This is a genomic window from Enterobacter sp. ECC-175, from assembly GCF_043968675.1.
GTDB lineage: Bacteria > Pseudomonadota > Gammaproteobacteria > Enterobacterales > Enterobacteriaceae > Enterobacter.
Map to the genome: position 1 here is coordinate 1,865,467 of NZ_CP143776.1, position 21,584 is coordinate 1,887,050.

At 56.1% G+C, this 21,584-nt stretch carries 18 protein-coding genes and 7 tRNA genes; 3 read left to right on the forward strand and 22 right to left on the reverse strand.

Annotated features, from left to right (window positions below):
* Nucleotides 1-106 precede the first annotated feature (106 nt).
* Complete coding sequence (locus tag V1599_RS08790; RefSeq protein ID WP_112011513.1) at nt 107-589, forward strand: zinc ribbon-containing protein; 483 nt, start codon at nt 107-109, stop codon at nt 587-589.
* A gap of 54 nt (nt 590-643) precedes the next feature.
* Here V1599_RS08790 and rihA read toward each other — a convergent pair whose 3' ends face one another.
* From rihA to miaB, 10 genes are all read right to left on the reverse strand, one after another.
* Nucleotides 644-1,585 (reverse strand): pyrimidine-specific ribonucleoside hydrolase RihA, encoded by a 942-nt coding sequence (gene rihA, locus V1599_RS08795; RefSeq protein WP_395301379.1) that lies wholly within the window; start codon nt 1,583-1,585, stop codon nt 644-646.
* A 120-nt stretch (nt 1,586-1,705) separates the two neighbouring features.
* Complete coding sequence (locus V1599_RS08800; RefSeq protein WP_112011511.1) at nt 1,706-2,431, reverse strand: amino acid ABC transporter ATP-binding protein; 726 nt, start codon at nt 2,429-2,431, stop codon at nt 1,706-1,708.
* Nucleotides 2,431-3,105 (reverse strand): glutamate/aspartate ABC transporter permease GltK, encoded by a 675-nt coding sequence (gene gltK / locus V1599_RS08805; RefSeq protein ID WP_112011510.1) that lies wholly within the window; start codon nt 3,103-3,105, stop codon nt 2,431-2,433. Before gltK ends, V1599_RS08800 begins: the two co-directional genes overlap by 1 nt.
* Nucleotides 3,105-3,845, reverse strand: a complete 741-nt coding sequence (gene gltJ / locus V1599_RS08810) for a glutamate/aspartate ABC transporter permease GltJ (RefSeq protein WP_395301380.1) — start codon at nt 3,843-3,845, stop codon at nt 3,105-3,107. The genes gltK and gltJ overlap by 1 nt, the downstream gene beginning before the upstream one ends.
* Before the next feature lie 154 nt (nt 3,846-3,999).
* The gene (locus V1599_RS08815) at nt 4,000-4,905 is read right to left on the reverse strand and encodes an amino acid ABC transporter substrate-binding protein (RefSeq protein ID WP_395301381.1); all 906 of its coding nucleotides are present in this window, start codon (nt 4,903-4,905) and stop codon (nt 4,000-4,002) included.
* 414 nt (nt 4,906-5,319) lie between these two features.
* Complete coding sequence (lnt, locus tag V1599_RS08820; RefSeq protein WP_395301382.1) at nt 5,320-6,858, reverse strand: apolipoprotein N-acyltransferase; 1,539 nt, start codon at nt 6,856-6,858, stop codon at nt 5,320-5,322.
* Nucleotides 6,859-6,863: 5 nt separating this feature from the next.
* Entirely contained in the window at nt 6,864-7,742 is an 879-nt protein-coding gene (gene corC, locus V1599_RS08825) for a CNNM family magnesium/cobalt transport protein CorC (RefSeq protein WP_395301383.1), read from the reverse strand.
* 88 nt (nt 7,743-7,830) lie between these two features.
* On the reverse strand, nt 7,831-8,298 hold the full coding sequence (gene ybeY, locus V1599_RS08830) for an rRNA maturation RNase YbeY (protein ID WP_006809617.1): 468 nt from the start codon (nt 8,296-8,298) through the stop codon (nt 7,831-7,833).
* Nucleotides 8,295-9,341: a PhoH family protein gene (locus V1599_RS08835; RefSeq protein ID WP_112011504.1), complete on the reverse strand. Its 1,047-nt coding sequence runs from the start codon at nt 9,339-9,341 to the stop codon at nt 8,295-8,297. Before V1599_RS08835 ends, ybeY begins: the two co-directional genes overlap by 4 nt.
* A gap of 159 nt (nt 9,342-9,500) precedes the next feature.
* Nucleotides 9,501-10,925, reverse strand: coding sequence for a tRNA (N6-isopentenyl adenosine(37)-C2)-methylthiotransferase MiaB (miaB, locus tag V1599_RS08840; RefSeq protein ID WP_112011503.1), 1,425 nt, complete (start codon nt 10,923-10,925; stop codon nt 9,501-9,503).
* A gap of 135 nt (nt 10,926-11,060) precedes the next feature.
* Between miaB and ubiF the strand changes: the two genes are divergently transcribed.
* Nucleotides 11,061-12,236 carry a 3-demethoxyubiquinol 3-hydroxylase gene (ubiF, locus tag V1599_RS08845; RefSeq protein WP_395301384.1) on the forward strand — a complete coding sequence of 392 codons (1,176 nt, stop codon included), beginning with the start codon at nt 11,061-11,063 and terminating at the stop codon, nt 12,234-12,236.
* Between the two features lie 106 nt (nt 12,237-12,342).
* On the opposite strand, the gene V1599_RS08850 is transcribed toward ubiF, so the two are convergent.
* The 12 genes from V1599_RS08850 to nagB all read right to left on the reverse strand — a co-directional run bounded on the left by V1599_RS08850 (nt 12,343) and on the right by nagB (nt 19,207).
* Nucleotides 12,343-12,417 (reverse strand) — tRNA-Gln (locus V1599_RS08850).
* Nucleotides 12,418-12,453: 36 nt separating this feature from the next.
* Nucleotides 12,454-12,528: transfer RNA gene (locus V1599_RS08855), tRNA-Gln, on the reverse strand.
* A 40-nt stretch (nt 12,529-12,568) separates the two neighbouring features.
* A tRNA-Met gene (locus V1599_RS08860) sits at nt 12,569-12,645 on the reverse strand.
* Between the two features lie 18 nt (nt 12,646-12,663).
* Nucleotides 12,664-12,738, reverse strand: a tRNA-Gln gene (locus tag V1599_RS08865).
* 33 nt (nt 12,739-12,771) lie between these two features.
* Nucleotides 12,772-12,846, reverse strand: a tRNA-Gln gene (locus V1599_RS08870).
* Between the two features lie 23 nt (nt 12,847-12,869).
* Nucleotides 12,870-12,954 (reverse strand) — tRNA-Leu (locus tag V1599_RS08875).
* Nucleotides 12,955-12,962: 8 nt separating this feature from the next.
* Nucleotides 12,963-13,039, reverse strand: a tRNA-Met gene (locus tag V1599_RS08880).
* Between the two features lie 220 nt (nt 13,040-13,259).
* The gene (gene asnB / locus V1599_RS08885) at nt 13,260-14,924 is read right to left on the reverse strand and encodes an asparagine synthase B (RefSeq protein ID WP_112011501.1); all 1,665 of its coding nucleotides are present in this window, start codon (nt 14,922-14,924) and stop codon (nt 13,260-13,262) included.
* A gap of 250 nt (nt 14,925-15,174) precedes the next feature.
* Nucleotides 15,175-15,927 (reverse strand): ribonucleotide monophosphatase NagD, encoded by a 753-nt coding sequence (nagD, locus tag V1599_RS08890; RefSeq protein ID WP_112011565.1) that lies wholly within the window; start codon nt 15,925-15,927, stop codon nt 15,175-15,177.
* Between the two features lie 45 nt (nt 15,928-15,972).
* Nucleotides 15,973-17,193 carry an N-acetylglucosamine repressor gene (locus V1599_RS08895; RefSeq protein ID WP_112011500.1) on the reverse strand — a complete coding sequence of 407 codons (1,221 nt, stop codon included), beginning with the start codon at nt 17,191-17,193 and terminating at the stop codon, nt 15,973-15,975.
* A gap of 8 nt (nt 17,194-17,201) precedes the next feature.
* Nucleotides 17,202-18,350 carry an N-acetylglucosamine-6-phosphate deacetylase gene (gene nagA / locus V1599_RS08900; RefSeq protein ID WP_112011499.1) on the reverse strand — a complete coding sequence of 383 codons (1,149 nt, stop codon included), beginning with the start codon at nt 18,348-18,350 and terminating at the stop codon, nt 17,202-17,204.
* Nucleotides 18,351-18,406: 56 nt separating this feature from the next.
* Complete coding sequence (gene nagB, locus V1599_RS08905) at nt 18,407-19,207, reverse strand: glucosamine-6-phosphate deaminase (RefSeq protein WP_100165290.1); 801 nt, start codon at nt 19,205-19,207, stop codon at nt 18,407-18,409.
* Nucleotides 19,208-19,536: 329 nt separating this feature from the next.
* Between nagB and nagE the strand changes: the two genes are divergently transcribed.
* A complete protein-coding gene (gene nagE / locus V1599_RS08910) occupies nt 19,537-21,486 on the forward strand; it encodes a PTS N-acetyl glucosamine transporter subunit IIABC (protein WP_395301385.1) in 1,950 nt (649 codons plus the stop codon).
* Nucleotides 21,487-21,584 lie beyond the last annotated feature (98 nt).

The following is a 21,584-nucleotide window of genomic DNA, read 5'->3' on the forward strand; positions in this document are numbered from 1 at the left end:
ACAAATGCCCTTTGCAGGAATTTACGGGCTCTGTGCTTCACCTGACAAAGCGGGACCGAAATACGGTCTATGATTAAAAAGAGTCACTTACCCAGGAGGCAGAAGGATGAACAAGGTTGCTCAATTTTACCGCGAACTGGTGGCGACGCTCACCGAGCGGCTGCGTAACGGCGAGCGTGATATTGACGCGCTCGTTGAACAAGCGCGTGCGCGGGTCACGCAAACGGGTGAGTTAACGCGAACCGAGGTTGAAGAGGTGACGCGCGCCGTTCGTCGCGACCTGGAAGAGTTTGCGCGCAGCTACGCGGAGAGCCAGGACGAGGTTGCCGACAGCGTCTTTATGCGGGTAATTAAAGAAAGCCTGTGGCAGGAGCTGGCGGATATTACCGATAAAACCCAGCTGGAGTGGCGCGAGGTGTTTCAGGATCTAAACCACCACGGCGTTTACCACAGCGGTGAGGTGGTGGGTTTGGGGAATCTGGTTTGCGAGAAATGCCATCATCATATTGCGATTTATACGCCAGACGTGCTCCCGCTGTGCCCGAAATGCGGGCACGACCAGTTCCAGCGTCGGCCGTTTGAACCCTAAATAAAAGCACAGGTTTGCTCCCTCTCCCTGTGGGAGAGGGCCGGGGTGAGGGCATCAGGCCGCACTATAATAAGCCAGCCTCTCCGCCAGCAAATCGACAAACCCCTCCCGATCGATATCCACCATCACCGTCGTATTCGGCTTATTCCCGGTCAGCGAGTAGTAATCCACCACCGTCATGCCCTGCGTGTATTTTCCCTGCGTTTCCACGCCAACCCACCTGTCCACCGTCGTAAACATCTCCGGTTTCAGCAGCCAGGCAATGGTGCAAGGATCGTGCAGCGGCGCGCCGTGGAAGCCCCATTTCTCAGCCTTATGGTATTCCATAAAGAAATCGAGAAGCTCCGCAACGGTTGTCGCAACCGGATTGTCGACGGCACGGAAGCGCTCAATATCCTCCGCCATAATCTGCGCGCGGTGGGTGACGTCCAGCCCCGCCATCACAATCGGTAACCCGGACTGGAACACAATCTCAGCGGCTTCCGGGTCAACAAAGATGTTGAACTCCGCCGCTGGCGTCCAGTTACCCAGCCCCATCGCGCCGCCCATGATGACGATGCGCGCGATCTTAGCGTGCAGCTCGGGATGGCTGTTCAGCAGCAGCGCCACGTTGGTTTGCGGGCCGGTTGCCACCAGCGTAACGGGCTCGCTGCTTTCGCGCAGCACCTTTGCCATCAGCTCTACGGCAGTGCAGCTTTGCGGCGCAAAGGCCGGTTCCGGCAGCGCCGGGCCGTCAAGGCCGCTCTCGCCGTGGACGTTGTCGGCAATAATCAGATCGCGCATCAGCGGCTTAACCGCGCCGCCCGCGACCGGGATATCGGTGCGCTTAAGCAGCGTCAGCATGCGCAGCACGTTGCGCAGGGTTTTATCAGGCGTCTGGTTTCCGGCGGACGAGGTGACGGCTTTGACGTCCAGCTCCGGGGAGGCGAGGGCAAGAACGAGGGCGATCGCGTCGTCATGACCCGGATCGCAATCGAGAATAATTGGCTGTGCCATAAGGTTCTCCATGCTTGGCGTTATTTTGTGACAAGGTTAACGCTGCATTGAGACGCCGACGAGAAGAAGAGAGAGAAAGCGTGAGGCAGCGCGCAATCCGCAGATTGCGCGCTGAAAAGATTAGTGCAGGATTTTGGCGAGGAAATCTTTTGCGCGATCGGATTTCGGATTGGCGAAGAACTCTTCTTTCGGCGAGTCTTCGACGATCTTCCCTTCATCCATGAAGATCACGCGGTTGGCCACCTTGCGGGCGAAGCCCATCTCGTGCGTCACCACCATCATGGTCATCCCTTCGTGAGCCAGCTCGACCATGACGTCCAGCACTTCGTTGATCATCTCGGGATCGAGCGCCGAAGTGGGTTCGTCGAACAGCATGGCGACGGGGTCCATACACAGCGCGCGGGCGATCGCCACGCGCTGCTGCTGGCCGCCGGAAAGCTGTGCCGGGAATTTATCGGCGTGAGCGGAAAGCCCCACGCGCTCAAGCAACTTCAGCCCTTTTTCGCGCGCCGCCTTTTTATCGCGCTTAAGCACTTTTACCTGCGCCAGCGTCAGGTTCTCAATAATGGAGAGGTGCGGGAACAGCTCAAAGTGCTGAAACACCATCCCAACGTGGGAGCGCAGCTGAGCCAGATTTGTCTTCTTGTCATTAACCCTGGTGCCGTTAACCACGATCTCGCCTTGCTGCACGGGTTCCAGGCCGTTCACCGTTTTAATGAGCGTCGATTTTCCGGAGCCGGACGGCCCGCACACCACGACCACGTCGCCTTTTTTTACTTCGGTGGAGCAGTCGGTCAGCACCTGAAAGTGCCCATACCATTTTGAAACATTTTTCAGGGAAATCATCATACAGTCCTTTTCTTCAGCCAGCTGACCAACAGCGACGCGCTTAAACTAATCACAAAATAGACCCCGCCCGCGAACAGGACCATCTCAACCTGGGTACCATCACGCTCGCCAATGGTTGACGCGGTGCGGAAGAAGTCCGCCAGGCTAAGAACGTAGACCAACGAGGTATCCTGGAACAGCACTATGCCCTGCGTCAGCAGGAGCGGGACCATGGCGCGAAACGCCTGCGGCAGAATAATCAGCTTCATTGACTGCCAGTGCGTCATTCCCAGCGCCAGCGCGGCGCTGGACTGCCCGCGGGAGATGCTTTGAATGCCCGCACGGATAATCTCAGAGTAGTACGCGGCCTCAAACATCGAAAACGCCACCATCGCGGAGATCAGGCGGATGTCGGTTTTCGGCGACAGCCCCAGCACGTTTTGCAGAAAGCCGGGAACAATCAGGTAAAACCACAGCAGCACCATCACCAGCGGGATGGAGCGGAAAACGTTAACGTACGCGGTCGCAAACCAGGCGAGCGGCTTAAAGCTCGACAGGCGCATCACCGCCAGCAGGGTTCCCCAGACGATACCGATGATGATGGCAATGACGGTGATTTTTAACGTAATCAACAGGCCATCCAGCAGGTACGGCATGGAAGGGACGATAGAACTCCAGTCAAATTCGTACATTATTTGCCCCCCATATTGCCCGGCAGGCGAATTTTGCGTTCAACCAGGTTCATTACCAGCATGATGAAAGCGTTAATCAGAACATACGCGAGCGTAATGGCAGTGAAGGACTCCCACGCGTGTGCGGAGTAATCCAGCAGCTTGCCCGCCTGCGCGGCCATGTCCACCAGGCCGATGGTCGAGGCGATGGCCGAGTTTTTTACCAGGTTCATCATCTCTGAGGTCATCGGTGGGACAATGACGCGATAGGCGTTTGGCAGCAGCACGTAGCGGTAGGCCTGCGGCAGCGTCAGCCCCATCGCCAGCGCGGCGTTCTTCTGTCCGCGCGGCAGCGACTGAATGGCCGCGCGTACCTGCTCGCAGACGCGCGCGGCGGTGAACAGCCCCAGACACAGCATGGAGGAGACGAAGAACTGCACGTTGGGGTCCAGCTCTGCCTTGAACCACATGCCGATATTTTCCGGCAGCAGTTCCGGGATCACCAGATACCAGGTAAAGAACTGCACGATCAGCGGAACGTTTCGGAACAGTTCCACATACAGAGTGCCGAGCATGGAGAGAAAGCGGTTGGGTACGGTACGCAGAATACCGAACAGCGAGCCGACGAGAAACGCGATAATCCACGCCGTTATGGATAACGCAACGGTGACCTGAAAGCCGCTCCAGAGCCAGCCGAGATAGGTGGTGTTGCCGAACGGGGCTTGTTGCAGAAATATGCCCCAGTTCCAGTCGATTGACATAATAAACTCCAGAAAAAAAAGGGTAGCAGCGCTACCCTCGAAGATTGGTGAGAAGCTCATTTTCGCGCTGAGTGGGGAACGACCACTCCGCGTATAGTCTGTCCGTGCTTCCCGACAATCGAGAGGGCAGGTATTCCCGCCCCTGTTGTTCTAATTAGTTAAGAGCTTTGTCGTTTGGTGTTTTGAACAGCGCTTTCATGTCATCGGACAGTTCGAAGTTCATGTTCAGGTTCTTCGGTGGAATAGGGTTCTTGAACCATTTGTCGAACCATTTTTCCGCTTCGCCGGAGGTCTGCGCCTGCGCGATGGTGTCATCGATCAGCTTTTTAAAGTCGGCGTCGTCTTTGCGCAGCATGCAGCCGTAGGCCTCTTTAGACTGCGCGGTGCCCACGATTTCCCAGTTGTCCGGTTTCTTCGCTTTTGCACGCTCGCCGGCCAGCAGCGCATCGTCCATCATAAACGCGACGGCGCGACCGCTTTCCAGGGTACGGAAGGAGTCGCCGTGGTCTTTCGCGCTGATGATGCGCATATCCATTTTCTTCTCGTCGTTCAGCTTGTGCAGCAGCACTTCTGACGTCGTGCCGGACGTCACGACGACCGCTTTACCCTTCAGATCGGCAAAATCTTTGATGTCGCCGCCTTTCTTGGTCAGCAGACGGGTGCCGACAACGAAGATGGTGTCGGAGAAGGCCGCCTGTTTCTGGCGCTCAAGGTTGTTGGTGGTGGAACCACACTCAAAATCGAAGGTGCCGTTCTGCAGCAGGGGAATGCGGTTCTGTGAAGTGATTGGGATCATCTTCACCTGCAGATCGGGTTTGTTCAGCTTTTTCTTCACGGCTTCAACGATGGCGTTGGAGTAGTCCTGTGAATAGCCCACGACTTTTTGCGTGTTGTCGTAGTAAGAAAACGGGACGGATGATTCACGGTGGCCGACCACGATAACGCCGTTTTTGGCGATCTTGTCGAGCGTGCTTCCTGCTTTCGGAGCGTCTTCAGCGTGAACGACGCCCGCCGACATCCCCATCATCAGCATTGCTGTGGCCAGTTTACGTAATTGCATACCCAACTCCTTCTTATCAGCGTCAGTGACGCATTGATACCCATTGTGATGTTGTTATATCTCGCGCTGTGCGAGTGCAGTGTTATGCAAGCTTGTTAACATTTAGTCTGGCTTAATGTAAAGATTTTGCTGCGTTATTGTTTATTTTTGCGAAGCGCGCCGCACCATTCAGAGGCAATAATCTCCCGTTGCACCGTTTCGGTGCTACCGACGATCTACGCTGGTGCGACAAGGTTGCACGTTAAGCCAGAAAGCGTTTGCGGGGATAATCAAAGCAATAGGCGTGCCAGAATTGACCCTCACCCTATCCCTCTCCCTGGAAGGGAGAGGGGAAAAGGCGGAGCTGGATTTTGAAAAAGTGCAGAGAACCGTTCCCTCTCCCCTGTGGGGAGAGGGCTAGGGTGAGGGGGAAGGTTATTTGCGACGCTGACGAAGGCTCATTACCACGGCGCCAAAGCCAAACAGCGCGGTCAGCACCCACAGCGGCCAGTTGCCGGTACGGGCGTACGGGGTCAGGCCCGTGGTTGGCGTGACCTTTGCGGTCAGCACGTCACGGGTGAACTGCGGGAGCATCGCCTGAATTTCACCCTGCGGACCAATCACGGCGGTGATGCCGTTGTTGGTGCTGCGCAGCAGCGGGCGAGCCAGCTCAAGCGAACGCATGCGCGCCATCTGGAAGTGTTGCCACGGGCCAATCGACTTGCCAAACCAGGCGTCGTTCGAGATGGTCAGCAGGTAGTCGGTATCCGGACGGAAGTTATCGCGCACCTGCTCGCCGAGGATGATTTCGTAGCAAATGGCGGGCGTCAGCGCAAAGCCGTGCGCGTGCAGCTGCGGCTGAACGTACGGCCCGCGGCTGAAGGATGACATCGGCAGGTCAAAGAACGGAGCCAGCGGGCGCAGAATCGACTCCAGAGGCACAAACTCGCCAAACGGTACCAGATGGTTTTTGTTGTAGCGGTCGCTTGAGTCGTAGCTATACTCGCTGCCCTTGCCGAGCGTAATGATGGTGTTGTACGTGTCGTAGCGGTTCTGCTGGTTGAGCCGCGCATCAACGATTCCGGTAATCAGCGTGGTGTCGCGCGCGCGCAGCAGGTTATCCATCATCTTCAGGAACGGCTGCTGGTTAATTTCCAGATCCGGAATGGCGGACTCCGGCCAGATCACCATCTGGGATTTTCCCATCACCTGCTCGGTGGCGTTGGCGTAGATTTTCAGCGTGTTGATAAGCTGATTTTCATCCCACTTCAGCGCCTGAGGAATATCCCCCTGCACCATAGAAACCTGCATGGCGCGCTCGGGCTGCGGGGTGAACCACTGGACGTAACGCAGCGGGAAGGGCAGAGCGAACAGCACCAGCGCGGCAACCAGGGGCTTCCAGCTGCGCGCGGTCAGGGCCAGCACCAGCAGGCCGCTGACGACCATCAGCAGGAAGTTAATCGCCTCTACGCCCATGACCGGCGCCAGCCCTTTCAGCGGGCCGTCGATCTGGCTATAGCCAAACTGCAGCCACGGGAAGCCGGTCAGCACCCAGCCGCGCAGAAATTCAGTTATCTGCCAGACAACGGGGGCGGCAATCGCCACGCGGATCCAGGTCGTTTTGGGCCACAGGCGAGAGAGGATGCCCGCGAACAGGCCGGTGTAAAGCGAGAGGTAAGCGGCGAGCAGCACGACGAGGAAAACGTTAACCGGGCCGGGCATTCCGCCAAACTGCGCGATGCTGACGTAGACCCAGTTAATGCCGGAACCGAAGAGCCCCAGCCCCCAGACGTAGCCGATAGCCGCGGCCTGCACCGGGCGGCGATTCAGGGTTAAACCCTGTAGCCCCATCAGGGAGAGAATGGCCGCTGGCCAGATATCGTAAGGCGAAAAAGCCAGCGTACCGCTGGCTCCGAGTAACAGCGCCAGCAGCAGACGGACGCGCTGGCGTTCAAAGAATGGGGCAAATGCCATTTACATTAATCTTCCAGTTTTGGCACCGGTGAGTCGTCCGGCGTTCTGACGTGAACCTGAATAATACGTCGGCTGTCGGCCATGGCGACCTTGAATTGGTAACCGTCGATGTCAACGGTCTCGCCGCGCGCCGGGAGATGGCCAAAGGCCTGCATTACCAGCCCACCAATGGTATCCACCTCTTCATCGCTGAAGTGGGTGCCGAAGGCGTCGTTGAAGTCCTCAATGGACGCCAGCGCGCGCACGGTCCAGGTGTGGCGGCTCAGCTGACGGAAGTCGATATCTTCTTCTTCGTCGTATTCGTCTTCGATTTCGCCCACGATCAGCTCAAGGATATCCTCGATCGTGACCAGACCCGAGACGCCGCCAAACTCATCAATCACAATCGCCATGTGGTAGCGCTGAGAGCGGAACTCTTTCAGCATCCGGTCCACACGTTTGCTTTCCGGCACAACCACGGCCTGGCGTAACACTTTTTCCATGCTGAAGGCTTCCGCGTCGCTGCGCATAAACGGCAGCAGATCCTTCGCCATCAGAATGCCTTCAATGTGATCTTTATCTTCGCTGATAACCGGGAAACGCGAGTGGGCGGATTCGATGATGACATCGAGGCACTCGTCCAGCGTCTGGTTGCGTTTCAGGGTGATCATCTGCGAGCGGGGGATCATGATGTCGCGCACGCGCTGGTCGGCGATGTCCATTACCCCTTCGAGCATCTCGCGCGTATCTTCATCGATAAGATCGTTTTGCCCGGAATCACGGATCAGCTCCAGCAGTTCGTCACGGTTTTTGGGCTCGCCGTGGAAAAGCTGGCTCAGAATAAGGGAGAAAAATCCCTTTTTAGTGTTTGGAGTGTCGCTACTGTGTGAATTGTCGTCGCTCATGGCGTTTGTTAAGGGTTCTCTTGTTGGTTCTCAGTTCACCGCCGCGCTATTTCCTTGCGCAGCGGCATGTTAGTCAGCCTGGGGCTGACTATTCTTTCTCGGCAATGTACGGGTCCTCATAGCCCAGAGCAAGCATTATCTCTGTCTCGAGGGACTCCATCTCTTCCGCTTCGTCATCTTCAATGTGATCGTAGCCCAACAGGTGCAGGCTGCCGTGGACCACCATATGCGCCCAGTGGGCCTCAAGCGGCTTTTGCTGCTCTTTGGCTTCCTGCTCAACCACCTGACGGCAGATGATCAGATCGCCTAACAGCGGCATCTCCATGCCCGGAGGCGCTTCGAATGGGAAAGAGAGCACGTTGGTCGGCTTATCTTTCCCGCGATAGGTCAGGTTAAGCTCATGGCTTTCCGCTTCATCCACCAGGCGAATCGTGACTTCTGATTCTTCCTGAAACTGGGGGATAACCGCATCCAGCCATTTCTGAAACTGTGCCTCTTCTGGCATGCCGGAATTATCTTCACAGGCCAGCTGTAAATCGAGGATCACCTGACTCATTTTTGTTCTTGCTCCTGCGCGTCGCGCTTGCGTTCTGCGGCCAGTTCGGCCCTGCGTTTCTGATCGGCTTCTTCCCAGGCCTCATAGGCGTTAACGATGCGCGCAACAACCGGGTGGCGCACCACGTCTTCGCTGTGGAAGAAGTTAAAGCTGATTTCATCCACTTCCGCCAGGACTTCAATGGCGTGGCGCAGGCCGGACTTAGTATTTCGCGGCAGGTCAATCTGGGTGACGTCGCCGGTGATGACCGCCTTTGAGTTAAAGCCAATGCGCGTCAGGAACATTTTCATCTGTTCGATAGTGGTGTTCTGGCTCTCATCGAGGATGATAAAGGCATCGTTCAGGGTGCGACCGCGCATGTAGGCCAGCGGCGCAACTTCAATGACGTTACGCTCAATCAGCTTCTCGACTTTCTCAAAGCCGAGCATTTCGAACAGCGCGTCATAGAGCGGGCGCAGATACGGATCGACTTTCTGACTCAAATCACCCGGCAGGAAGCCTAGCTTTTCACCGGCCTCCACCGCAGGACGCGTCAGCAGAATGCGGCGAATGTCCTGGCGCTCAAGGGCGTCTACCGCGGCGGCGACGGCCAGATAGGTTTTACCCGTACCCGCCGGACCCACGCCGAAGGTGATGTCGTGATCGAGAATGTTGGCGATGTACTGCGCCTGGTTCGGCGTGCGCGGCTTGATCACGCCGCGCTTGGTCTTGATGTGAATCGCCTTGCCGTAGTCCGGCACGCTCTCCGCGCTTTGCTCAAGCACGCGCGCTTCTTTGATCGCGAGGTGGATTTGCTCCGGCTCGATATCCTGAATTTCGCCGCGCATCGGGGCGGTATCGACATACAGGCTGCGAAGAATATCCGCAGCGGCGTTGACGCAGATTGGGCGTCCGGTGAGTTTGAAATGGTTATCGCGACGATAGATTTCGATACCCAGACGTCGCTCCAGTTGCTTGATGTTGTCATCAAACGGCCCGCACAGGCTCAGCAGGCGAGCGTTGTCTGCTGGCTCAAGGCTAATTTCACGCGTGTCTATGTTCAAACCGTTCCTCTTTGATGGTTTAGCTGACCTGGTGGTGGCGTAGTAACGCGGCCATTACCGAAATTATTCACGCCACAGAATAAAGGCGCAAGCATTGCGGAAGATATTGGGGACGATGGAAGGAAATACAAGGCCTGCCGGAAGGGCAGGCCTGAAGGATTAAGGCTGATAAATTCCGACGCCAGAATCGTTTACTTTGCGGGTGCGGGAGATCACGGATTCCGGAGACTCGGCGATGCGCAGGCCCATTTCGTCCTCGGTGCGCACCAGCTTTGCGCGCAGGGAGTTGGTCAACACCTCGACAATCTCGACGTCCACGAACTTACCGATCATATCCGGCGTGCCTTCGAAGTTCACCACGCGGTTATTCTCCGTGCGGCCGGAGAGTTCCATGATGCTCTTGCGCGAGGTGCCTTCCACCAGAATACGCTGGACGGTACCGAGCATGCGGCGGCTCCAGGCGTTTGCCTGCTGGTTGATGCGCTCCTGCAGGATATACAGACGCTGTTTTTTCTCTTCTTCCGGCACGTCGTCAACCATATCGGCCGCTGGCGTACCCGGACGCGCAGAGAAGATAAAGCTGTAGCTGACGTCAAAGTTCACCTCGCCAATGAGCTTCATGGTGCGCTCGAAGTCGTCAGCGGTTTCGCCAGGGAAGCCGACGATGAAGTCGGAACTGATCTGGATATCCGGACGCGCTTCACGCAGCTTGCGGATGGTAGATTTGTACTCCAGCACCGTATGCGGACGACCCATCAGGTTCAGCACGCGGTCGGAGCCGCACTGAATAGGCAGGTGCAGGAAGCTCACCAGCTCCGGCGTATCGCGATAGACATCAATGATGTCGTCGGTAAACTCCATCGGGTGGCTGGTGGTAAAGCGAATGCGGTCAATGCCGTCAATGGCTGCCACCAGGCGCAGCAGCTCGGCAAAGCTGCCGGTGGTGCCGTCGTAGTTCTCTCCACGCCAGGCGTTCACGTTCTGGCCCAGCAGGTTGACTTCGCGTACGCCCTGCGCGGCAAGCTGCGCGATTTCGAAGAGGATGTCGTCCGCCGGGCGGCTGACCTCTTCGCCTCGGGTGTACGGCACCACGCAGTAGGTGCAGTACTTATTGCAGCCTTCCATGATAGAGACGTAGGCGCTCGGGCCGTCGGCGCGCGGCTCCGGCAGGCGATCGAACTTTTCGATCTCCGGGAAGCTCACGTCAACGACCGGGCTACGCGTGCCGCGAACCTTATTGATCATCTCGGGCAGGCGGTGCAGAGTCTGAGGACCAAAGACGATGTCCACGTACGGGGCTCTCTGGCGGATCAGCTTGCCTTCCTGCGACGCAACGCAGCCGCCCACGCCGATAATCAGGTCCGGATTTTTTCGTTTGAGGAGTTTCCAGCGACCCAGCAGGTGGAAGACCTTTTCCTGCGCTTTTTCACGAATTGAACAGGTGTTAAGCAGCAGCACATCGGCTTCTTTCGCGTTTTCAGTCAGCTGGTATCCGTGGGTGGTATCCAGCAGATCGGCCATCTTGGATGAATCGTATTCGTTCATCTGACAGCCCCAGGTTTTTATGTGGAGTTTTTTAGTCATCGACTTGCTCAGCTCAGGATTGCAAGCCGCGTATTGTAATGCTTTGGTGGGGTTGTGACCAGTATGAAGGTTGTCAACCTCAAGGCCGTAAAAATCCGGTAAACTTAAGGGATTCTCCAATAAGGAAAAAAGACCATGACACTCCAACACACCGAAGTTGCCGTTGTCGGCGGCGGTATGGTCGGCGGCGCGCTGGCGCTGGGGCTGGCGCAGCAGGGATTTGAGGTAACGGTAATTGAGAAGGCGTTGCCACCGGCTTTCGATGCAGCGGCGAAACCGGACGTGCGGATTTCGGCGATCGGCGCATCCTCTGTCGATCTGCTGCGCGGGCTTGGCGTCTGGGAGGCGGTGCTGGCGATACGCGCGCATCCCTACAGCCGCCTTGAAACGTGGGAGTGGGAAACGGCCCACGTCGCGTTTGACGCTGCCGAGCTGAAGCTCCCGCGCCTGGGCTATATGGTGGAGAACAGCGTTCTCCAGCTGGCGCTCTGGCAGGCGCTCGAAGCGCATCCGAAGGTGACGCTGCGCGTTCCCGCTACGTTAAACGCATTGCATCAACACGATGGCGGCTATCTGCTGGCGCTGGATAACGGCGACGAGCTTGCCGTCAAGCTGGTGGTGGGGGCGGACGGGGCTAACTCGCAGGTCAGGCAGATGGCGGGGATTGGCGTGCATGCGTGGCAATATCATCAGTCCTGCATGCTGATCACCGTTCAGTGTGAGAATGCGCCCGGCGAAAGCACCTGGCAGCACTTTACGCCGAACGGACCGCACGCCTTTTTACCGCTGTTCGATAATTGGGCGTCGCTGGTGTGGTATGACAAGCCGGCGCGCATTCGTCAGCTGCAGGGGCTTTCTTTGGCTCAGCTGCAGGATGAAATCCAACGGCACTTTCCAAGCCGGCTGGGCAACGTGACTCCTGTTGCGGCTGGCGCATTCCCGCTCACGCGCCGCCATGCTTTGCAGTACGCCCGCGAGGGGCTGGTGCTGGTGGGCGATGCGGCGCACACGATCCACCCGCTGGCGGGGCAGGGTGTGAACCTGGGCTATCGCGACGTCGATGCGCTGCTGGACTTGCTGGGCAACGCGCGCGCGCATGCTGAATCCTGGGCCAGCCATCGGGTACTGAAGCGCTACCAGACGCGGCGCATGGCGGATAACTTTATTATGCAGTCGGGGATGGATTTGTTCTACGCGGGATTCAGCAATGACTTAGCGCCAGTGCGCATTCTTCGTAACATTGGATTGATGGCAGCGGAACGCGCCGGTGGCCTGAAGCGCCAGGCGCTGAAATACGCACTCGGACTCTAATCTTTTTTCCCTCTCCCTGTGGGAGAGGGCCAGGTGAGGGCATCAGGCCGCACGGTACTGACAACGAAAACAAAAAAGCCCGCAGAGCGGGCTATTTTGTTTTAAGTGGCTGGGGTGCAGGGATTCGAACCCCGGAATGCTGGTATCAGAAACCAGAGCCTTACCGCTTGGCGACACCCCAATTGCGTTAAACAAACTGCTTAACGACTTTTTAAATTGGCTGGGGTACGAGGATTCGAACCTCGGAATGCCGGAATCAGAATCCGGTGCCTTACCGCTTGGCGATACCCCAACAATTTATTTTGATTACCGATAAATCGACAATCTTAATTTGGTGGCTACGACGGGATTCGAACCTGTGACCCCATCATTATGAGTGATGTGCTCTAACCAGCTGAGCTACGTAGCCAGTACTGCTTTTCTTCGATGGCTGGGGTACCTGGATTCGAACCAGGGAATGCCGGTATCAAAAACCGGTGCCTTACCGCTTGGCGATACCCCAATAACCGCGGAGAACCGCAAAATCGAAGAAATATGGCTGGGGTACCTGGATTCGAACCAGGGAATGCCGGTATCAAAAACCGGTGCCTTACCGCTTGGCGATACCCCATCCGTGCAACGCTTATCTGGAAATGGTGCGGGAGGCGAGACTTGAACTCGCACACCTTGCGGCGCCAGAACCTAAATCTGGTGCGTCTACCAATTTCGCCACTCCCGCAAAAAAGATGGTGGCTACGACGGGATTCGAACCTGTGACCCCATCATTATGAGTGATGTGCTCTAACCAGCTGAGCTACGTAGCCATCTTTTTTTCGCGTTACCTTATCGGCGTTGCGGGGCGCATTATGCGTATAGACCCTTGCAGCGTCAATACCTTTTTCATCGAAAATAGCCGGAATGTGACTGTTTGGTTAGGTTGCGAACAGCGTGGCCGAATATTCGGCAATTATTGTTTATTAATCGATTTTGTCCATGCAAAAAAGACAAAAAAAGACCCCGCAGGGTCTTTTAACAGCGTAACGATTATTTATAGGCTGACTGGTGCACGCCAACCGCGCGGCCTGACGGATCGTTCATGGATTTGAACGATTCATCCCATTCAATCGCTTTCGCCGAGGAGCAGGCAACGGACGGGCCGCCCGGCACGCACTCGGCCGCGCTTGGAAGCGGGAACAGCTCTTCGAAGATCTCGCGGTAGAGGTACGCTTCTTTCGATCCCGGCGTGTTGTACGGGAAGCGGAAGCTCGCGGTTTCCAGCTGCCGATCGGAAACGTGCTTAGCGGCCACCTCTTTCAGGGTGTCAATCCAGCTGTAGCCTACGCCGTCGGAGAACTGTTCCTTCTGACGCCACGCCACGCTTGCCGGCAGATAGGATTCAAAGCATTCACGCAGGATATGTTTTTCCATTTTGCCGTTGCCACACATCTTATCCTGCGGGTTGATACGCATCGCGACGTCGAGGAATTTTTTATCCAGGAACGGCACGCGGGCTTCGACGCCCCATGCGGACATCGCTTTGTTGGCGCGCGCGCAGTCGAACATGTGCAGCGCCTGCAGCTTACGCACGGTCTCCTCGTGCAGCTCTTTTGCGTTAGGCGCTTTATGGAAATACAGGTAGCCGCCAAACACCTCATCGGAGCCTTCTCCGGAGAGGACCATCTTGATGCCCATCGCCTTGATTTTACGAGACATCAGGTACATTGGGGTAGAAGCGCGAATCGTCGTAACGTCATAGGTTTCAATGTGGTAGATCACATCGCGGATCGCATCCAGACCTTCCTGCACGGTAAAGTGAATTTCGTGGTGCACGGTACCGAGGTGGTTTGCCACTTCCTGCGCGGCTTTCAGGTCAGGCGCGCCTTCCAGGCCAACGGCAAAGGAGTGCAGCTGCGGCCACCAGGCTTCCGAGCGCTCCTGATCTTCCACGCGGCGCGCGGCGAATTTCTTGGTGATGGCGGAGATCACGGAGGAGTCCAGGCCGCCGGAGAGCAGCACGCCGTAGGGCACGTCTGACATCAGGTGGCTTTTTACGGATTCTTCCAGCGCCTGGCGCAGCCCGGCCTTGTCGGTAACGTTGTCTTTTACCGCGTCATAATCAAACCAGTCGCGCTGATAATACGGACGGATCTCGCCGTCTTTGCTCCACAGGTAGCTGCCTGCCGGGAACTCTTTAATGGTGCGGCAAACCGGCACTAGGGCTTTCATTTCTGACGCCACGTAGAAGTTGCCGTGCTCGTCGTGGCCCATATACAGCGGGATGATACCAATGTGGTCGCGGCCAATCAGGTAGGCATCCTTTTCGCTGTCGTACAGGGCAAAGGCGAACATGCCCTGCAGGTCGTCAAGAAACTCCGGGCCTTTTTCCTGATAGAGCGCCAGGATAACTTCGCAGTCGGAACCGGTCTGGAACGCGTAGCGATCGCCATACTCGGCGCGCAGGGCCTGATGGTTGTAAATTTCACCGTTCACCGCCAGCGCGTGCGTTTTTTTCTCGTTATACAGCGGCTGTGCGCCAGCGTTGACGTCAACAATGGACAAACGCTCGTGAGCCAGAATGGCCTTATCGCTGGCGTACACGCCGGACCAGTCCGGACCGCGGTGGCGCATCAGGCGAGATAATTCCAGGGCCTTTTTTCGCAGTTCGCCTGCGTCAGTTTTAATATCCAGTACGCCAAAAATAGAACACATAACCTTCTCCGTTAATGCTGATGCGTTGTGATGTTGCTTGCTTATGAAAATGCCGCAAAAGGGGGAGGGCGCGCAAGGGTTTTACGGTGCGAAACGCAAATAGTGCAATTGTGATTGTGGAATGTTGAAAAAAGAGTATGCAAACAGCGCTTTTATTGATGATTATTCAATGAATGGGGTGTTCTATTAAATATGAAGGTGTTTCAGGTGCGCTAAAATGAAAAACCGCGCCCTAAGGCGCGGTCTGGAATCAGATAACGTCAATTTCCTCGACGGAGGGGTAAATCCAGCTCGGCCGGAACGGCATGCTGTCGATGTCGTCGATCGTTGAAACGCCGGACAACACCAGGATCGTCTCAAGACCGGCCTGGAACCCGGCCAGAATGTCGGTGCGCAGGTTATCGCCTACGATAACGGTATCTTCAGAATGCGCCTGCATTTTATTCAGCGCAGCGCGAATGATCCACGGGCTTGGCTTGCCGACGTAAAACGGTTTACGTCCGGAGATTTTTTCAATGCCCGCGCACAGCGCGCCGCAGGCGGGGTAAAAGCCGCGTCCGTGGGTGTCCGGGTTGGTGGCGATAAACCGCGCGCCGTTGGCAACGAAGAAAGAGGCTTTATGCATCATTTCCCAGTTGTAGGATCGCGTTTCGCCTACGATGACAAAGTCCGGGTTGACGTCGGTGATGGTAAAACCGGCTTTGTACAGCTCATGGATCAGCGCGCCTTCACCCACCACGTAAGCCTTTTTTCCTTCCTGACGCTTGAGAAAATCCGCCGTCGCCATGGCCGAGGTGTAAAACACGCTGTCAGGAACGTTCACCCCTGCAGTTGCAAAGCGGTTTGCCAGATCCTGACCAGTCTGGGAAGGGTAGTTCGTGAGCAGAACCAGTGGCATTCCTTTGTCGATGATGCGGTGAAGAAACTCCGCAGCACCCGGCACGGCAACGTTGTCGTGCATCAGCACGCCGTCGATATCACAAATTACGTTCTTAATGGTCATGGACATTCCGACATCAAAAAAAGAAGGCGTTACTATAAGTCCCGATCAGGATTCCAGCAAATGTTGCAGCAGGCTGCCGTTAAGCATGGCGCGTTTAACCAGCGCGAATGCCCCAATCGCTGAACGGTGATCCAGCGTAGAGCGCACCACCGGTAAGTTCTGGCGAAACGCTTTCAGCGCCTGGGTATTGATGCAGCCCTCGATGGCGGGAAGTAATACTTTTTCCGCTTCCACAATTTCGCCTGCGATAACCACTTTTTGCGGGTTAAACAGGTTAATGGCGATAGCGATAGTTTTACCCAGATGGCGCCCAACCTGCTCAATCACCTCGCAGGCCAGCGGGTCGCCTTTATTCGCCGCTTTGCAGATAGGACCGATCTTACAGTCGTCGAGCGTGATGCGGCTTTGGTAGCCCTGTTCCAGCAGATGGCGCACGCGCTGCTCGATAGCGGCGTTGGCGGCAATGGTTTCCAGGCAGCCAAAGTTTCCGCAGTGGCAGCGCTCGCCTAGCGGCTCCACCTGGATATGGCCAATCTCACCGACATTGCCGTTGCGGCCAATGAAAATTCGGCCATTGGAGATGATCCCCGCGCCGGTGCCGCGATGAACGCGCACCAGAATGGAGTCTTCGCAGTCGTGGCTCGCACCAAAGTAGTGCTCGGCCAGCGCCAGAGAGCGAATATCGTGGCCGACGAAACAGGTCACGCTAAAACGTTTTTCCAGGGCGTCAACCAGGCCCCAGTTTTCAACCTGGATGTGGGGCATATACCGGATTACGCCGCTTTCAGGATCGACCAGGCCCGGCAGAATCACCGAGATGGCGATCAGTTCGCGGATCTTGCGCTGGCAGCTTTCGATGAAAAGGGCGATGGTTTTCAGCAGCGCGTGTTCCAGCGTCTCCTGCGTGCGCTCCGGCAGCGGATAATGCTCCTCGGCGATGGCTTTGCTGCTCAGATCGTACAGGGTAAGCGTGGTGTCGTAGCGGCCTAGACGCACGCCGATGGCCTGGAAATTGCGGGTTTCGGTGACAATAGAGATAGCGCGACGGCCTCCGGTGGAGGCCTGCTGATCGACTTCTTTGATCAGGCCGCGCTCAATAAGCTGACGGGTAATTTTTGTCACGCTGGCGGGAGCAAGCTGGCTTTGTTCGGCTATCTGAATCCGCGAGATTGGTCCGTGCTGGTCAATCAGGCGATAAACGGCCGCGCTGTTGAGTTGTTTTACGAGGTCAACATTACCAATTTGAGCTTGTCCGCCTGGTGTCATACTTTTACTTACTCAGTGACGACCTCGTTACCATTAACGATGGTCTTAATAATTTTATAATCGTGTGTGAACGCCGTCAGGTTTGCAACCATACCGGGGGCAATACCGCCCAGCTGTTTATCCACGCCGATCGCGCGCGCCGGGTAAAGCGTTGCCATACGCAGCACTTCATCAAGCGCGATGCCGCACTGTTCGACCAGGTTGCGTACCCCTTCGATCATCGTCAGGGCAGAACCGCTCAGGGTTCCGTTCTCGTCCACACACAGTCCATTACGGTAGTATATTGTTTTACCAGCAAAAATGAACTGGTCAATATTTGCCCCTGCCGGTGCGGTGGCATCCGTTACCAGACAAAGCTTGTCGCCTTTCAGGCGCTTGGCGTTACGGATGTTGGTGTAATCAACGTGCAGACCGTCCGCGATGATGCCGCAGTAGACGTCCGGCTCGTCCAGAATGGCGCCCACGAGGCCCGGCTCGCGTCCGGTGATGTAAGGCATCGCGTTGTAGAGGTGCGTGGCAAAGGTAATCCCTGCGCGGAAACCTGCTTTCGCCTCTTTCTGCGTGGCGTTCGAATGGCCTGCGGAAACGACAATTCCGGCATCAGCCAGTTTACGGATGACCTCAGTACCTGTCATTTCAGGCGCCAGCGTCACTTTGGTGATGACGTCAGCATTCGCGCACATGAAGTCAACCAGCTCGGCGTCCGGTTTACGCACGTAGCTCGGGTTATGGGTGCCTTTTTTGACCATGTTAAGCCATGGTCCTTCGAGGTGAAGGCCCAGCGCCTGATTTGGATGTTTCGCCAGATAGTCGCGCATTACGCGGATACCCTGTTTCATCAGGTCATCGCTGCTGGTAATCAGGGTTGGCAGATAGCTGGTGCAGCCCGATTTCTCGTTGGCTTTTTGCATGATTTCCAGCGTTTCAACGGTCACCGCGTCAGCGGTGTCGTTAAACTGCACGCCGCCGCAGCCGTTAAGCTGTACGTCGATGAAACCGGGGGCAATCACTGCTCCATTGAGTGAGCGCTGCTCAACGTCCGGCGGCAGCTCGGCCAGCGGACAAACTCGTTCAATCAGGCCATTTGCGACAACTATCGCATGGTCATCCAGAATTTCATGGCCGGTATAAATCCGACCGTGGGTTAAAGCGTACATAACGACCCCCGGTTTAAAAAATGCGACCGCCTCTGAAAGGAGAGGCGGTTATTCAATTACAGACCTTTGATGTTCTCTGCTTCCAGCTCGTTGAAGTACTTCAGCGTTTTCACTTTCAGCTCCATCGTTGACGGTTCATCGCACACGACAACGGCTTTTGGATGCAGCTGCAGGCAGCTGATGGTCCACATGTGGTTCACGTTCCCTTCAACGGCAGCCTGAAGCGCCTGTGCTTTCACGCTGCCCAGCACCAGAATCATGACTTCTTCGGCATCCAGCAGTGTACCCACGCCAACGGTCAGGGCGTACTTAGGCACCTGATTGACGTCGCCGTCAAAGAAGCGGGAGTTCGCCACGCGCGTGTCGTGAGTCAGCGTTTTGATGCGGGTGCGTGAAGCCAGGGAAGAGGCTGGTTCGTTGAACGCAATATGACCATCGTTACCTACGCCGCCCATAAACAGGTGGATTTTACCGTAAGAACGGATTTTTTCTTCATACTGACGGCATTCTGCGTCAATATCTGGCGCATTTCCGTTCAACAGGTTGATGTTTTCAGCTGGAATATCAACGTGATCAAAGAAATTACGGTGCATGAAGCTATGGTAGCTCTCCGGATGTTCCTTCGGTAAGCCTACGTACTCGTCCATGTTGAAGGTCACAACGTGCTTAAAGCTGACCTGGCCCGCTTTGTGCATTTCGACCAGAGCTTTATACGCGGTCAGCGGGGTGCCGCCGGTTGGGAGACCCAGTACGAAAGGACGGTCGGCGGTAGGTTTGAATGCATTGATACGGTTAACGATATGGCGAGCGGCCCATTTACCAACTTGTTCAGCTGTTGCCAGGGGAATCAGTCTCATTGTTCACCTCAAGAGTTTAAAAGTAGAAAAGTGGGCGGATGGCATCGGAACCTGAACTAAGCGTAACCTGGAACCTTTCAGGCTGGATCAATCCGTCTTGATTTTTTGAATGATAAAATAAGTTTTCGCTGTTAGCCAGTGAAAGGGAGGGTTAATAACGATATTTGGTGACAAAACTCACAAAAAAAGGGTGTTTAATTTGCGATACGAATTAATTTTTCACACACTCACGATGCCAGTGAATTATCAACGGTAGTTATAAGCCTGTAACACTATAAAAACATAGTTTAGAACGAGCCTTAAAAAGTGGGTCTCGTAGGGGGAATCGGATGAATATTTTAGGTTTTTTCCAGCGACTCGGTAGGGCATTGCAGCTGCCCATCGCGGTGTTGCCAGTGGCAGCACTGTTGCTGCGATTCGGCCAACCGGATTTATTAAATGTTCCCTTCATCGCGCAAGCGGGTGGGGCCATTTTCGATAACCTCGCGCTGATTTTCGCCATCGGTGTGGCATCCAGCTGGTCCAAGGACGGTGCGGGTGCGGCAGCTCTGGCAGGTGCGGTGGGTTACTTTGTACTGACTAAGGCGATGGTAACCATCAACCCGGAAATTAATATGGGTGTGCTGGCGGGTATCATTACCGGTCTGGTCGGCGGTGCGGTTTATAACCGCTGGTCCAACATTAAACTTCCAGATTTCCTGAGCTTCTTCGGCGGGAAACGCTTTGTACCGATCGCAACCGGCTTCTTCTGCCTGGTGTTAGCGGCTATTTTCGGCTACGTCTGGCCGCCAGTTCAGCATGCAATTCATGCTGGCGGTGAATGGATCGTGTCAGCAGGCGCGCTGGGTTCCGGTATCTTTGGCTTCATTAACCGACTGCTGATCCCAACCGGTCTGCACCAGGTTCTGAACACCATCGCCTGGTTCCAGATCGGTGAGTTCACCAACGCCGCAGGTGCGGTATTCCACGGCGACATCAACCGCTTCTATGCGGGTGACGGCACCGCGGGCATGTTCATGTCCGGCTTCTTCCCAATCATGATGTTTGGCCTGCCGGGTGCAGCGCTGGCGATGTACTTCGCCGCGCCGAAAGAGCGTCGCCCAATGGTTGGCGGTATGCTGCTCTCCGTAGCCGTCACCGCGTTCCTGACCGGCGTGACCGAGCCGCTGGAATTCCTGTTCATGTTCCTGGCTCCGCTGCTGTATCTCCTGCACGCGCTGCTGACCGGCATCAGCCTGTTCGTTGCTACGCTGCTGGGTATCCATGCGGGCTTCTCCTTCTCCGCAGGCGCTATCGACTATGTGCTGATGTACAGCCTGCCGGCCGCCAGCCAGAACGTCTGGATGCTGCTGGTGATGGGCGTGATCTTCTTCATCGTCTACTTCCTGCTGTTCAGCGCGGTTATTCGCATGTTTAACCTGAAAACCCCAGGCCGCGAAGATAAAACCGATGACGTGGTCACTGAAGAAGCGAACAGCAACACCGAAGAAGGTCTGGCACAGCTGGCGACCAGCTACATTGCTGCCGTTGGCGGTACCGATAACCTGAAAGCGATTGATGCCTGTATTACCCGTCTGCGTCTGACCGTGGTCGACTCTTCCCGCGTGAACGACGCCGCGTGCAAACGCCTTGGCGCATCCGGCGTGGTAAAACTGAACAAGCAGAGCATTCAGGTGATTGTGGGTGCGAAAGCGGAATCTATCGGCGACGAAATGAAAAAAGTTGTGATGCGTGGCCCGGTTGCCGCCGCGGAAGCGACTTCAGCTCCGGCCTCTGCTCCTGCTGCCGTTAAGCCGCAGGCTGTGCCAAACGCAGCAACCGTTGCTGCGCTGGTCTCACCCGTCACGGGTGAAGTGGTTGCGCTTGAGCAGGTGCCTGACGAAGCGTTCGCCAGCAAAGCGGTCGGTGACGGCGTGGCGGTGAAACCAACGGATAAAACCGTGGTGTCTCCGGCTGCCGGTACCATCGTGAAAATCTTCAACACCAACCACGCGTTCTGCCTTGAGACTGAAAAAGGCGCGGAAATCGTTGTCCATATGGGTATCGATACCGTGGCGCTGAACGGTCAGGGCTTTACTCGCCTGGTGGAAGAGGGCGCGGAAGTGGTGGCAGGCCAGCCGGTTCTGGAAATGGATCTGGACTTCCTGAACGCCAACGCGCGCTCCATGATCAGCCCGGTTGTGTGCAGCAACATCGACGACTTCAGCGGCCTGGTGATTCAGGCTAAAGGTCAGGTTGTTGCGGGCCAAACGCCGCTGTATGAGATTAAAGGCAAGTAATCGCTCCTGAGTAGAGTTCATGCCTTAAGCGGCGGGGGATAACCTCCGCCGCTTTTTTTTGCTGTAAATGCCCCCATTATTTTCTTCAGAGACGTTTT